The sequence below is a fragment of the Candidatus Dormiibacterota bacterium genome, assembly GCA_035635555.1.
Taxonomy (GTDB): domain Bacteria; phylum Acidobacteriota; class Polarisedimenticolia; order Gp22-AA2; family Gp22-AA2; genus Gp22-AA3.
Window position 1 is genome coordinate 87,469 of sequence record DASQAT010000004.1, and the last position, 13,327, is coordinate 100,795.

A 13,327-nucleotide genomic window follows, 5' to 3' on the forward strand; every position below is an offset into this window, starting at 1 on the left:
CGGGGAGGGGACCCGGGGTGGCCGCTGCAGGCCGACGCGCGCAGTCCGCGAGGACATGGGTCGGTGCGAGAGGAATCGCCGGCCTGCTCCTCGTCCTGCTCCAGCCCTTGACGGCGCGCGCCCTCGCCGACGAGTCGCGCGGCACCCTGGGCGGGAGGGTCCGCGAGCGGACCGGTCACGCGCCGATCGCCGCCGCGCGCGTCCGGCTCGAACCGGAGAGCGGACGCCCCTGGCCCACCGCCCTGCCGGCGTCGCTGTCGGCTGCACCGGACAGCGCAGGATCGAACCCGCAACCCGCCCGAACGACTCAGACGGACTCGTCCGGCACCTACCGGTTCGAGGACGTTCCGGCCGGTGTCTACCTGCTGGGCTTCGAGGGGGAGGCGTACGAGGGACGGGTCGTCACGGGAGTCCGGGTCGTCGCCGGCCCCGAGGTGCGGGTCGATGTCGATCTGGAGGCCTCCCTGTCGGAGCGGATCACGGTGCGAGGCTCGACGGTCGAGGAAGGCCCCGGGCTGTCGCGGCGGGTCTTCGGACGCGACGCCCTCGGCCTCCGGCCCGCGGCGCTCGGGGATCCATTCCGGGCCCTGGCGGGGACGGCCGGGATCACCCCCGGGAACGACTTCCAGTCCGAGATGCGGGTGCGCGGCGGCGAGGCGGCGGAGACCACCGTCCTCCTCGACGGCCAGCCGCTGCCTTACGCCTACCACTTCGGCGGCGGCGCCGGCAGCGCCGGGACGATAAACGGCGACCTGGTCGACTCGCTCACGGTGACGACCGGCGGCTTCTCGGCGGAATACGGCGACGCGCTGGCCGGCATCATCGACGTGTCGACGCGCGTGACGCCGCCCGGGAGAACGACCGGAACGGCCGGGGTGGGATCGATGCTGGCGCACGCGGCGTTCCTCGGGCCGGCGGGGGAGGGCTCGTACGCCGTTTCGGGACGCTACAGCAACCTCGGCCTGTACGACGGACACGTGGCGGGGGACGCCACGGACGGAGTCCGCTTCCACGATCTGTTCGGGCTCCTCCGCCTGCCGCTCGCCGCGGGCGCGCGGCTCGAGATGGCGCTCCTGGAGGCGGGCAACACCTACGAGGCGGACCTGGGATACTCCGCCCGCGCGGCCATGTCGAGCGAAAACCGGGGACTGCGCGCCAGGCTCGATCTGCCGCTCGATCCGGCGACACTGCTGCGGCTCCAGGCGTCGGATTCCGGCCTCGCGGTCACCTCGGGGGTGACGGGCGGAATGTCCTTCGACCAGGACCAGCGGCGGCAGGATCTGCGTGTCTCTATGCTGCGCGACCTGGACGGCCGGCACAGGCTGAACGGCGGGCTGGCTCTGGAGCGGATCGCGGGCGGAATGGCCGGCACGGTGTCGGACGGCGACACTCTGCTGCCGAGCGATCTCGCCGCCCGCGGCGAGGTCGTCTCGGCCTTCATCGAAGACACCTGGCGTCCCGCCGATACCCTGACGCTCCGCTACGGAGGGCGCGTCGACCGATCGTCCCCGACCGGCGAGACCGCACTGAGCCCGCGCTTCAGCCTGGAGATCCGCCCCTCGACCGGATTCACGGCGCGCTGCGCGGCCGGGCGCTTCGAGCAGTATCCGCGCCAGGAGCAGATGTTCCTGGCGGCCGGCGAGCCGCTGCGCATGCAGACCGCGGATCACGTCATCGCCGGGTTCGAGGTCGCCACGAGAGCGGGCACGCGGATCGTCGTCGAAGGATATCGCAAGAACCTGTCCCGTCCCATCGGAGAAGCGCTGAACCGTTACATCGAGCTGCAGGAGCGAGTGGCGCAGTTCGACCGTGGCACGGTCCGCGGAGCCGAGATCACCGTCCAGCATCAGGTCGCGCCGGCCTGGAGCTGGGAGGCGAGCTACGCCTGGCTCAGGGCCACACAGACGAAAGACGGGATCGAGTCTCCGCGGAATACCGACCAGAGACACAACCTGGGGCTGTCCTTCAGCAGGCGACTCGGGAAAGGCTGGGAGGCGGGGGCGATCGCCCGGTACGCCAGCGGCCTGCCGTACACCCCGCAGCGAGCGTGGACCAACGGCATCGACTTCGGGACTCTCCTGGGGGACCTGAACGGTGCGCGTCTGCCGGCCTACGGCCGGCTGGACCTTCGCCTGGGACGCGCAATCCAGGCGGCGTGGGGGCTGCTCGACGTCCGCCTCGATCTCCTGAACGTTTCCAACCGCGCCAACGTCCGGAGCGTCGACCTGACGTACGACCCGTCCACGGGGCAGTTCTATCGGACGACCTACTACCAGAGTCCGTTCCTGCCGGTGTTCAGCCTTTCCGCGGAGTTCTGAGCCGGCGGCCCGTCAGGCCCCGGCCCCCGGCGCCGGGGTGTAGACCGGCGGCGCGCCGGCAGGCGAAGCCGGCGGCGGGGCAACACCGGGCGCCGGCAGGGCGCCGGGCTTCTTCCAGCCTTCCTCCGAACCGAAGCGCGTCAGGAGGGCGATGCCGAGCGCCAGGACGCTCATGACCATGGCGAACACCCCGCCGAAGAACGGCACCAGAGAAATGACCGCGTACACGGCGAATCCACCGAGCACGGCCGCCAGGTGCGACAACTCGCGCTTCAGGACATTGCGGCCGAGCGTGTGGCCGATCAGGAACAGGATCGAGGCGAGACCGATCCACTTGACCACCTTCGCGGCGAACCACAGGGCGATGGCGAGCGGAATGCCGATGAGCGTGACCGCCAGGATGACGCACAGGACCATCGTGGCGCAGTAGGCGATCAGACCGGTCAGGATGGACATCCCCCAGCGGTCCGGGAACGACGCCGCAATGATCGAGATTCGGCGTGGCACCAGCGCCGTGACCAGGAGGAGCATCAGGAACAGTCCAGCCAGCTTCGCGAGCTTGAGGAGAAAGAGGAGCTTCCACAGACCGGCCCAGCCGCCCCGCAGGAACGGCACGAAATCGAGGAAGTTGAGCTTGACCTCCTGTCCGCCCACGCTGCTGGACGGGGACCGATCGAGCGGGCCGCCGATGCTCACGAGATCCCCCTCGATCACGGCGTTCTCATGGATGTGCGTCGGGGACATGACCGCGATGACATCTCCGCGCACGCTGCCGCTGATCTCGACGCTCCCCAGGATCACCACGACGTCGCCGGTGACTTCCCCCTCGACGCGCACCTTCCCCAGCAGGCAGACGATGTCGTCGTGATGGACCTCTCCCTTCGGCACGTACGCTTCGTCGGAGATGGTGACGGTCGGCGATCCCTCGCCGACCCGCACGTGGTGCCGTCGCAACAGGTGCCCGCCGTCCCGCTCGGCGGGCGTGGCGGTTGCGCCGGGCTCCACGGCGCTCTCGGAGTCTCGCGCCTGCCCCGCGGCCACCGGAGCGATACCGAGGCACAGGACCGCCGCGATGAGGGGCACGAGGACGCGTGGCAGGACGCGCTGGTTCATCGGATTCCTCCCTGGAGGTCCACTCGAGGCGCCGTCTTGCGGGCGCTGGCGAAGACGTAGGTGCTGAACAGGATCGAAAAGACGCCGCCGGCGGCCGCCAGCAGACCGGCTCCGCGAAGAAGCGGGGCGGCGACCTCGAGAAGGGCCCGGCCGGCGCGCAGGATCGGCAGGACAAGGGCCAGGGCCCTCGCCCCGAGATCGGCTGCCACGCGACCGAACACCATGAGGACGTGCCAGCCCGAAAGCCCGAGACCGACGATCTCGCGCACCCCTTCGTCGCCACCCCGGACCAGCACGAAGAGCGTCGATCCCAGGAAGGCGAGCGCGGCGCAGGCGAGCAGGAGCGACGAGGCCCAGGCGAGACGGGAGACGCGCGGCGACGCCGTGAGGGGCCGCAGCCTGTCCATCTCGGCGGCGATCCTGGCCATGACCCGGGGCGCGACGTCGCACTCCACCGTCTGCCGGCCCAGGGGCCGGAGCACCTCCGCGGTCCAGAGGCCGCCCGGATCGCCGCCCGCGCGCTTCATGTCGCGCTCTCCATGGCTCCGGGCGGGGCGAGCATCGGGTAGTGGCGTCGGATGATGTCCTTCAGCATGGCGCGCGCCCGGAACAGTCTTGACTTGACGGTTCCCTCCGGGAGATCGAGGACGCGGGCGATCTCCTCGAGGGGCATCCCCTCGAGGTGGGCCAGGACGAGCGGGGAGCGATAGTGGCCAGGAATCCTCTCGAGCGCCTCCTGCAGCAGTCGGGAGCGCTCCAGGTCGGTCGCCTGGCTTTCCAGGGAGGGACGGCCGTCCGCAAGCGAAGGGGACAGCTCCTCCATGCGGCTCTCGTGGCGCGTGCTCCTCTTCCTGTCGAGCGCGGCGTTGATCGCGATCCGGTACAGCCAGGTGGACAGGGCGTGCTCCGGACGGTAGCGGCCCAGGCTCTTGTACACCTTGTAGAACACCTCGCTGGTCACGTCTTCGACCTCGTCTCGGGGAGTGCCCATCCGCAGGGCGGCGGTCGCCACCAGACGCTGGTAGCGGCGAACCAGGACTTCGAACCGTTCGACCCGGCCCGCCAGGACATCACGGATGAGATCGACGTCCGTGGGCTCCTCGGCCATCCATCCTCCGCCGATCCCGAACGATTCTACTGACGTCCCTCACCGGAGGTTCCCGGCAAAAAGCGGGCCCGGGGGGGCCCGGCCCGCTGGGAGACCTGTGACGATCGTGTAAGCGGTGCGGGGAACGCCTATCCTGCGCCGTGTTGCGGCGAGGTTGCCGATAGGCGCCCTCAGTGCTCGAGGTTGAACATCACGAGACGCGGCTCGGACATCTCCTGCATGGCGTAGCGCGGGCCCTCTCTGCCGATGCCCGAGTCGCGCGTCCCGCCGTAGGGCATGTTGTCCACGCGCATGGTCGGCACCTCGTTCACCATGATGCCGCCCACGTGCAGCCCCCGCACGGCCAGGCGGACGAGCCTGAGATCGTGCGTGAAGATTCCGGCCTGCAGGCCGTAGCTGGAGTCGTCGGCCGCCGCCACCGCCTCCTCGAAGTCGCGGTAACGCGCCAGCGTCACCAGGGGACCGAACACCTCCTGGCAGGAGATCTTGAGAGCCTTCTCCGCGTCGGCGACGACCGTCGGTGCGACCACGTTTCCCTGCTTGCCGCCGCCGTGCAGGACGCGCGCGCCGGCCGCCTTGGCCTCCGAGATCCAGGACAGGATTCGATCGGCGCTGGCGGCGTCGATGACGGGCCCGACCACAGTGGCCGGATCCTTCGGGTCGCCGACCTTCATCTTCGCGACGCCGTCCAGGAACTTCTTCTCGAAGGCTGCGTAGACCGGCTCGTGCACGAGGACCCGCTGCACAGAAATGCACGACTGGCCCGACTGGGCAAAGCCGCCGGAGAGGCACTTCGAGACCGCGTAATCGAGGTCCGCGTCTGAGTGCACGATGCAGGCGGCGTTGCCGCCGAGCTCCAGCGTCACCCTCTTCTTCCACGCCTTCTGCTTCAGGCGCCAGCCGACGCCGACGCTGCCGGTGAACGTCAGGAAGGGAAAGCGATCGTCCGTCGCCAGGCGCTCGCCCACCGCCGGCTCGCAGTTCACGACGTTGAAACTTCCCGGCGGGGCGCCCGACTCGTGGACGATCTCAGCCAGCGTCAGCGCCTCGAGCGGAGTCTGTCGGGCCGGCTTGAGGACCATGCTGCTGCCCACGGCAAGGCAGGGGGCGAGCTTGTGGGCCACCAGGTTCAGAGGAAAGTTGAACGGCGAGATCGCCGCGATCGGGCCCACGGGCACCATGACCGTCATGGCGAAATATCCCTTTGTGTGGGCCTCGATGTCGACGGGAACCATCTCGCCCGTCCAGCGCTTCGCCTCCTCGGCGGCGAGGGTGAAGGTGGTGACGCAGCGGGCCACTTCAGCGCGGGCATACTGGATCGGCTTGCCCATCTCCTCGGTCATGGTCGAGGCGATCTCGTCCCTGCGCTTCGCCACGCCCTCGGCGATCTTGCGCAGGATGTCGGACCTGTCGCCCCGCGACAGGGTGCTCGTCTGCCTGAACGCCCGGACTGCCGCCTGGGTGGCGTCCTCCATGTCCTGTTCGCCGCCGAGATGGACCCTCGCGACTTCGTGACCGTCGTAGGGACTCGCGACGGGCTGGGTCCTGCCGGTGCCGCGCCATTGGCCGTCGATGAAGAGCTTCCGTTCCAAGGACATGACATCACCTCGCGCGTGGAGAGCCAAGAGTATAGACCAATCGGCGGGCCCGGTCGCGGGCCGCGTCGTGCTCCCCCGCAACGGTGATATCATCCGCCCCCCCATGCCCCGCTTGTCGGCCGGGACCGAGGCGTTCACCGGGCCGGATGCGCTCAGCACCGCGCACGACCTGCGCGCCGCGAATCTGTTCTGCGCCCGGCTGGCGCGCGCTCACTACGAGAATTTTCCGGTCGCCTCGCGGATCGTGCCGGCGCGTCTGCGCCCCGCCGTTCAGGCGATCTACGCTTTCGCGCGCATCGCGGACGATTTCGCGGACGAGGAGGCGCACGAAGGACGCAGGCTCGAACGTCTCGACGAATGGCGCAGGATGCTCGATGACTGTTTCCGCGGCGAGGCGATCCATCCGGTGTTCGTCGCCCTGCGTCAGGCGGTCTCGACCCACGACCTCCCGCGCCAGCCCTTTGTCGATCTCCTCGCCGCCTTCCGGATGGACGTGACGCAGACACGGTACACCGACGAGACGGCGCTCCTGGACTATTGCCGCCTGTCGGCGAACCCCGTGGGCCGACTGCTTCTTCGTCTGTTCGGTTACACGCAGGAGACGCTGACGCCGCAGTCCGACGCCCTCTGCACCGCGCTGCAGCTCGCCAATCACTGGCAGGACGTGACGATCGATCTGCGGCGGGGCCGGGTCTACCTGCCCGAGGACGCGCTGAGGCGGTTCGGGGTCACCGAATCCGATCTGCAGTCCGGCCGGGCCACAGAAGCGTTCCGCGCCCTCATGCGCGACAGGGTGGCGCGCACGCGCGCGCTGTTCGCCGCCGGACGTTCCCTGTGCGACGCCGTGCGCGGTCGGTTCCGCTGGGAGCTCCGGCTGATCTGGCTGGGCGGCCAGCGGATCCTGGATCGTATCGAGGCGTCCGGCCACGACGTGCTGTCCGCCCGGCCGAGGCTCGGTCCGGCGGACGCTCTCGTCATCCTGGGGAGGGCCCTGACGTGGAGTCGATGAGACGCGGGATGCCGGCGAGCCGCGGCGGGACGCGGCCTGGCCCTCCGCTGCGACCCGCGGGCCGTGGCCGCGCCTCCTCCGGGTCGTCCTTCCGTTACTCCTTCGGCCTCCTCCCCAGGGAGAAGAAGCGCGGCATCGAGGCGGTCTATGCCTTCTGCCGGGCGATCGACGACCTGACGGACGAGGGGCCGCTCGATGCGGACGGCGCGGAACAAGGGCTCGAGATGTACCGCGAGGAGGTCTCCCGCTGCTACGGCGGCTCGCCGATGCTCGCGGTGACGCGGGACCTCCAGGCGGCGATCCGACGCTTCGGAATCCCCAGGGAGCCGCTTCAGGACCTCCTCGAAGGTGTGGCGATGGACCTCAGGAAGACACGCTACCGGGACTTCGAGGAGCTGCGGGTCTATTGCCTCCGGGTGGCCTCGGCCGTGGGTCTGGTCTGCCTGCCGATCTTCGGCTGCGGCGACGGCCGGAGCCGGGCCTACGCCATCGATCTCGGGATCGCCCTGCAGCTCACGAACATCCTCCGGGACCTCAAGACCGACGCCGCGCGCGGTCGCATCTACCTGCCCTTGGACGAAATCACCGGATGCGGTTACAGCGAGGCGGAGCTTCTGCGCGGGGAGCGCACTCCGGGCTATCTCGATCTCATGCGGCGCCAGGCGGAAAGGGCCCACCGCCACTTTGACAGCGCGGCCCGCCTCCTGCCGGAGCCCGATCGCCCCCGTCTCGTCGCCGCGGAGGTGATGCGGGCCATCTACCTGAAGCTCCTCAGACGTATCGAGAGTCGGGATTTCCGGGTGTTCGAGCGGCGCATCACCGTGCCGCGCCTACAGCAACTCGGTGTCGCCCTGCGCGCCTGGGCGCTGGGCGAAGTCGGAAGTTAATCCGGTCATGCAAGCCGGTCTCGGGAGGATTCCCGACGCGATCGTGGTCGGGGGCGGGTTCGCGGGTCTGGCCGCGGCCACGCTCCTGGCCGACGAGGGTGCCCGGGTCCTTGTCCTCGAAGCCCGACCGCACCTCGGGGGGCGGGCCCGATCCTTCGTCGACCCGGAGACCGGCAGCGTGGTCGACAACGGCCAGCACCTGTTCATGGGGTGCTACCGCGAGACCCTCCGCTTCCTGGGTCGCCTGGGTTCTCTCGACCGTCTCTACCTGCAGCCGCGGCTACACGTTCCGTTCCTCGACCCCGGAGGGCGCGCGTCGGCCTTCTCTCTGCCGGCCCTGCCGGTCTTCTCCTGGAGCGTCCTGTGGGGGCTGCTGCGATACCCCGGTCTCCCGTTTCGGGGAAGATGGGGACTCCTGCGGGTGGCGCGGGAGGTGCGCCGCCGGACGCGCGCCGAGGGGCGCGCCTCCGCGGACGCGCTCGACGATCGGAGTGTCACGTCCTGGCTGGCCTCGCTCGGGCAGGGGACCGCCGCCGGCGAGCGTCTCTGGCGACCCCTGGCGATCGCCGCGCTGAACGAGGACCCCGACCGCGCCTCGGCCGCCATGCTCCTGCCCGTCCTGCGGGAGATGTTCATGGGTGGGGCGGCGGGCTCGCGGCTCGGTGTGCCCCGCGTCGGCCTGAGCGATCTCTATACCGAGCCCGCGGCTCATTTCCTGCGCGCCCGCGGCTCGGAGATCCGACTGCGCGCCCAGGTCAGGCAGGTGCTGTTCGAGGGCGGCCGCGCGAGCGGAGTTCTGCTGGCCGACGGCGGACGAGTCGCCGGAGCCCAGGTGATCGCGGCCGTGCCGCCGGACGACCTGCTGGAGATGCTGCCCTCCGAGATCGCCTCCGACCCGTTCTTCGCGGGCTGCTCCCGCCTCGAGACCTCGCCGATCGTCTCCGTCTACCTGTGGTTCGGGAGCGAGATCACCGATCTGCCGTTCGCCGGTCTCATCGGAGGGGAGTGGCAGTGGCTGTTCAATCGCCGCGCTTTCGCCGGCCGGAGCCCGGCAGGGCACGGAGTCACGATGGTGTGCAGCGCGGCCCGCTCGTTCGTCGAAGCGTCGCGCGAGACTCTGGTGCGGAAGGCGCTCCAGGACCTGCATCGCTTCGTGCCCGCCTCGCGCCGGGCGGTCCTGCGCCATTCGCTCGTGCTCAAGGAGAAGCGGGCGGCGATGGCGCCTCTGCGCGGCGGCCTCGCCCTGCGCCCCCCCTGGCGCACTCCCGTCGCCGGATTCCACCTGGCCGGCGACTGGACCGCGACCGGCCTCCCCGCGACCATCGAGGGGGCGGTGATCTCGGGACACGCCTGCGCCCGGCAGGTCTTGGGCGAGGCGCAGCCCCGTGCTAGCCTGCCGCGGTGAGTCTCGTTCCCGGCTTCACGCTGCTCCTTTCCGGCCTCTTCGCCATGCTCGCCGCGGCGCACTTCAGGAGGTTGCGTTATTTCGACCGCCCTGCCCTCGCGCGGAACTCCCTGTTCGATCCGATCCTCGATGGACTCAAGTGGATCCTCCTGCTGTCGGGTCTGGTCCTGATCCTGCGTGCCTCGCGCGCCGTCTTCCTTGCGACTGCGGCGGCGCTCCTGGCCCTGTGGTCCTACCGGCGCATGATCAGGAGCGACTTCTTTCAGGAGAGGCTCCTCAGGCGCGACTTTGTCATCCTGCGCAGGAGCCGGCCCGAGATGTCGGACGGCGAGATCCTGTTCGAGCTGACGTACCGCAAGCACCCGCGCTGGGGCCCCGAGCTGATCGAGCAGATGGTGCACGACTACCCAAGCATCGAGTCGTTCGCGCGCATGCTGTCGCGGATGGAGCAGGGGTACCGAGGGTTCAAGGGACGCGGCCCTTCGTCGCGCTAGCCGGATCGTGAGCCGCCAAACGCGGGATCAGGCGAGAAGTGGAATGATTCGATCCTGCACGGCGGTGGTGACCTCGACGCCGCGCTCGTCCATGTAGACATCGATCTCGCTGCGCACACCGAAGTCCTCGAGATAGATACCCGGCTCGATCGAGAAGCCGGTGCGCGGTATGAGCTGGCGATCGTCGATCGTCTCCAAGCCGTCGATGTTGCAGCCGTTGCCGTGCACCTCCAGCCCGATGCTGTGGCCGGTGCGGTGGATGAAGCGCTCGGCGTAGCCGCGCTCACGCACGTGGTTTCGCGCCACCTCGTCCACGTCCGCGCCGCGGATCCTCTTCCCGAGGGACGCCCCTTCCTTGAGGAATGAGACGGCGGCGTCGCGCGCGCCGGCCACGATGTCCCAGATCTCACGGTAGCGGGGCGGCACCTCCTTGCCGAGGTAGGCCATCCAGGTGATGTCCGCCCAGATCGAGCCGTGCGGCTCCTCCCGGCACCAGAGGTCGAGAAGCAGCAGGTCGTTCTTCTTGATGGGCGCGCTCCCCTCCGCCCGCGGCTCGTAATGCGGGTTGCCGCTGTGCGAGTTGACCGCAACGATGGGCGGATCGTAGACCAGCCGGCGGGCCCGGAACTGCTCGCCCATGAACCGCTGCACCGAGTATTCGGTGATGGACTCTTTCGACCGCACCGCGCGCGTCACGTGATCGAACGTGGTCTGCAGGACTTCCTTGAGACCATGCGCCGCACGGCGGTGCGACTCGAGCGCCTCTCCCGACCAGCGCGCCTCGAAGACCTGAACCAGGTCGGCGCTGCTCACGACCTGGGCGCCCGCGGCGCGCACCATCTCCACGGTTCCGGCGTCGACCCGTGAAACATAGGGAATGGCGCCCCCGGGAACGTACTCCATGGCGACGCGCCGCACGCCGCGCAGCGCCTCGCGCAGCTTCTCCTGGAGCTCGCGGTAGCCGACGAACGGCACCCTGCGGCCCGGCAAGTCGGCAAACAGGTGCGCCTCGATGGCGTGGTGCAGGAAGACCGGATCGCCGGAGGCGGGGACGAGGCCGAACCAGCGGCGGGTCGCGAAGCGGTCGTCCCCCAGGCCAATCACCCGCCGCGCGATCGGGTTGAGCCCATGGAAGTCGTACAGAAGCCAGGCGTCGAGTTCGAGCGACTTGAGCGTCGATTGGATGCCGACCACGTCGAGCATAAAAGATAACTTATCACAGGTGTCGGGCCGGGCCGCTTCTACGGCCCGCAGGCGTCGCCTGTGCCGTTGCCGTCGGTGTCTTCCTGGCCGGGGTTGGGGGCGTCGGGGCAGTTGTCGCAGGCGTCGCCGCGGCCGTCGTGGTCGCGGTCGGCCTGGCCCGGGTTGGCGAGGCGCGGGCAGTTGTCGTCGATGTCATGGACCGTGTCGCCGTCGGTGTCGGCGTTCTGCGGCAGGCACGGTGACGGCAGGGGGATCACCTGTCCGGAGGAGCCGGTCCCGGCGATCCCCTCGCCGCAGTGGTTGGTCCCGGTGACCAGGTAGTAGAAGATCGAGTTGAGCGGGGGATTGGCGGCGTCGGTGAAGGTCGCGGCGGTCACCTCGGGACTCTGGCACAGAGGTCCGCTGCCGAACGAGAAATGGATGCTCGTGGTGCCACGGTAGAGGTTGTGGACGTTGGCCTGGACGATGGGGGTGAAGCGGAACGCTCCGGGCGCCCCTCCCAGGATCTGCGTCAGCGTCGGGCCGACCTCCCCCGGAATGGCGCTGACGCTGTTGACCAGGGGCGCGCAGTCGGAGACGTCCGGCACCAGGTCGTTGTCGTCGTCGGGGTCGATGCAGTTGGCCAGCCCGTCGCCGTCGGTGTCGGGGAAGCCGTTGTCGACCAGGCCGTCGCAGTTGTCGTCGATGCCGTTGCAGGTCTCGGTCGTGGGAGTCCCCGGGGTGCAGGTCCCGGGGGAGCCGTTGACGCAGGCCGGGGCGCTGCGCTGGCAGGCGCCGACGCCGCACGTGATGGTGCCGAGGTTGTTGTCGATCGTGCCGTCGCAGTTGTCGTCGATGTTGTTGCAGACCTCGGCCGTGGGGGAGCCGGGGGTGCAGGTCTGGGGGACGCCGGCGACGCAGTTGTTGACGGTGCGCTGGCAGGCGCCGACACCGCACGTGGTGGTGCCGAGGTTGTTGTCGACCGTGCCGTCGCAGTTGTCGTCGATGTTGTTGCAGACCTCGGCCGTCGGAGTGCCGGGGGTGCAGGTCTGGGGGACGCCGGCGACGCAGTTGTTGACGGTGCGCTGGCAGGCGCCGACGCCGCACGTGGTGGTGCCGAGGTTTTCGTCGACCAGGGTGTTGCAGTCGTCGTCGACGCCGTTGCACACCTCGACTGCTCCCGGGTGGATCGACGGGTTCTGGTCGTTGCAGTCGTTGAAGAACGGGTAGCCATCATGATCGCTGTCCTGGCACAGGTCACCAACGCCGTCGGCGTTGGCGTCGGCCTGGTCGGGGTTGGCGAAGGACGGGCAGTTGTCACAGGCGTCGCCGACGCCGTCGCGGTCCTGGTCGGCCTGGGAGAGATTGGCCACGAGCGGGCAGTTGTCGTTGACGTTCAAGACCGTATCGCCGTCACTGTCGAGCGGGACGATGGCGCAGGGACTGGTGTTCGGAACTTCACAGGCACCGGGCGGCGCCGTCGAGCCGAGACATCCCTCGGCGCACGAGTTGACACCATCCACCAGGTAGTAATAGGCCGAGCCGCGCGGCGGATTGTCCTGATCCGGCGAGGAGCGGTCGGTGGATCCGCTCTCGAAGCAGGTGTGGTTCCAGACGAAGGGCACGCTCCCCAGCGTCCCGCGGTACACATTGAAGACGTTCGCCTGCATGATCTTCCCCCAGGTGATGGACGCCGGGCCCGTGCCCGTGATCCTGAGCGTCGGCCCGACCGGTCCCGGCGGGGTCTGAATCGAGAAGACGAACGGGGCGCAATCCAGGGAGTTGGGCACTCCGTCGCCATCCGAATCGGGCACCATGAACTCGTAGGCGCCGAGGTCGACCGTGGCGGTGCCGTCGCTGTTGCCGTCCTGCACGCGCGGCTGGCCATCGAGGTCGAGGGCGGAGAGCGTCACCCCGGGCGCCGGGGTGTTGGTGCCGGCGTCGATGAGGGGGGAGACGGTGGTCAGGCGGAAGTCTTCGGTGGTGTTCGTGGAGGTTCCCCAGTTCGCCAGGATCTTGAACGCCTGCGAGGCGGCCGGCAGGGCCGGAGTGAAGGTCAGGACGTTGGTGCTGGTGTTGATGGCGGTGAGGGTGCGGGGCACGCCGTCGTTGTTGTACTCCAGCACCTGGTTGGTCAGGTAGCGCGATGCCATGAGCACGGCGACCGTGGTGGTGGTGCCGGTGGCGACGCTGACGTCGGAGAACAGGGGGGC

Annotated in this window: 11 protein-coding genes; 5 read left to right on the forward strand and 6 right to left on the reverse strand. The window is 69.5% G+C overall.

Annotation, left to right across the window (positions count from 1 at the left end; all coding sequences use genetic code 11):
- Positions 1–17: 17 nt before the first annotated feature.
- On the forward strand, positions 18–2,318 hold the full coding sequence (locus tag VEW47_01640; GenBank protein HYS03870.1) for a TonB-dependent receptor: 2,301 nt from the start codon (positions 18–20) through the stop codon (positions 2,316–2,318).
- Positions 2,319–2,330: 12 nt separating this feature from the next.
- Here the strand turns inward: VEW47_01640 and VEW47_01645 are convergent, their stop codons facing one another.
- From VEW47_01645 to VEW47_01660, 4 genes are all read right to left on the reverse strand, one after another.
- Positions 2,331–3,431, reverse strand: a complete 1,101-nt coding sequence (locus tag VEW47_01645; GenBank protein ID HYS03871.1) for a polymer-forming cytoskeletal protein — start codon at positions 3,429–3,431, stop codon at positions 2,331–2,333.
- Positions 3,428–3,958, reverse strand: coding sequence for a hypothetical protein (locus tag VEW47_01650; protein HYS03872.1), 531 nt, complete (start codon positions 3,956–3,958; stop codon positions 3,428–3,430). Before VEW47_01650 ends, VEW47_01645 begins: the two co-directional genes overlap by 4 nt.
- A complete protein-coding gene (locus VEW47_01655) occupies positions 3,955–4,539 on the reverse strand; it encodes a sigma-70 family RNA polymerase sigma factor (protein ID HYS03873.1) in 585 nt (194 codons plus the stop codon). The genes VEW47_01650 and VEW47_01655 overlap by 4 nt, the downstream gene beginning before the upstream one ends.
- 170 nt (positions 4,540–4,709) lie before the next feature.
- Entirely contained in the window at positions 4,710–6,137 is a 1,428-nt protein-coding gene (locus VEW47_01660; protein ID HYS03874.1) for an aldehyde dehydrogenase family protein, read from the reverse strand.
- A gap of 103 nt (positions 6,138–6,240) precedes the next feature.
- Here VEW47_01660 and hpnC point away from each other — a divergent pair, with 103 nt between their 5' ends.
- Genes hpnC through VEW47_01680 form a run of 4 tightly spaced genes read left to right on the forward strand, consistent with a single transcriptional unit; the run spans position 6,241 to position 9,932 of the window.
- Positions 6,241–7,146 carry a squalene synthase HpnC gene (gene hpnC, locus VEW47_01665; GenBank protein ID HYS03875.1) on the forward strand — a complete coding sequence of 302 codons (906 nt, stop codon included), beginning with the start codon at positions 6,241–6,243 and terminating at the stop codon, positions 7,144–7,146.
- 8 nt (positions 7,147–7,154) lie between these two features.
- Positions 7,155–8,033: a presqualene diphosphate synthase HpnD gene (gene hpnD / locus VEW47_01670; GenBank protein HYS03876.1), complete on the forward strand. Its 879-nt coding sequence runs from the start codon at positions 7,155–7,157 to the stop codon at positions 8,031–8,033.
- Positions 8,034–8,040: 7 nt separating this feature from the next.
- Positions 8,041–9,438 carry a hydroxysqualene dehydroxylase HpnE gene (hpnE, locus tag VEW47_01675; GenBank protein HYS03877.1) on the forward strand — a complete coding sequence of 466 codons (1,398 nt, stop codon included), beginning with the start codon at positions 8,041–8,043 and terminating at the stop codon, positions 9,436–9,438.
- Positions 9,435–9,932, forward strand: a complete 498-nt coding sequence (locus tag VEW47_01680) for a hypothetical protein (GenBank protein ID HYS03878.1) — start codon at positions 9,435–9,437, stop codon at positions 9,930–9,932. The genes hpnE and VEW47_01680 overlap by 4 nt, the downstream gene beginning before the upstream one ends.
- Before the next feature lie 27 nt (positions 9,933–9,959).
- Here VEW47_01680 and VEW47_01685 read toward each other — a convergent pair whose 3' ends face one another.
- Together VEW47_01685 and VEW47_01690 are read right to left on the reverse strand one after the other, a co-directional pair.
- Positions 9,960–11,135, reverse strand: a complete 1,176-nt coding sequence (locus VEW47_01685; GenBank protein ID HYS03879.1) for a M24 family metallopeptidase — start codon at positions 11,133–11,135, stop codon at positions 9,960–9,962.
- A 38-nt stretch (positions 11,136–11,173) separates the two neighbouring features.
- Positions 11,174–13,327, reverse strand: a 2,154-nt coding sequence (locus VEW47_01690; GenBank protein HYS03880.1) for a putative metal-binding motif-containing protein, incomplete at its 5' end; no start/stop codon positions are given.

What these genes read in the sequence shown, in the direction of transcription:
- VEW47_01645 (HYS03871.1), bottom strand. Translation starts at nt 3,431, where the DNA reads ATGAACCAGCGCGTCCTGCCACGCGTCCTCGTGCCCCTCATCGCGGCG.
- VEW47_01650 (HYS03872.1), bottom strand. Translation starts at nt 3,958, where the DNA reads ATGAAGCGCGCGGGCGGCGATCCGGGCGGCCTCTGGACCGCGGAGGTG.
- VEW47_01655 (HYS03873.1), bottom strand. Translation starts at nt 4,539, where the DNA reads ATGGCCGAGGAGCCCACGGACGTCGATCTCATCCGTGATGTCCTGGCG.
- VEW47_01660 (HYS03874.1), bottom strand. Translation starts at nt 6,137, where the DNA reads ATGTCCTTGGAACGGAAGCTCTTCATCGACGGCCAATGGCGCGGCACC.
- hpnC (HYS03875.1), top strand. Translation starts at nt 6,241, where the DNA reads ATGCCCCGCTTGTCGGCCGGGACCGAGGCGTTCACCGGGCCGGATGCG.
- hpnD (HYS03876.1), top strand. Translation starts at nt 7,155, where the DNA reads ATGCCGGCGAGCCGCGGCGGGACGCGGCCTGGCCCTCCGCTGCGACCC.
- hpnE (HYS03877.1), top strand. Translation starts at nt 8,041, where the DNA reads ATGCAAGCCGGTCTCGGGAGGATTCCCGACGCGATCGTGGTCGGGGGC.
- VEW47_01685 (HYS03879.1), bottom strand. Translation starts at nt 11,135, where the DNA reads ATGCTCGACGTGGTCGGCATCCAATCGACGCTCAAGTCGCTCGAACTC.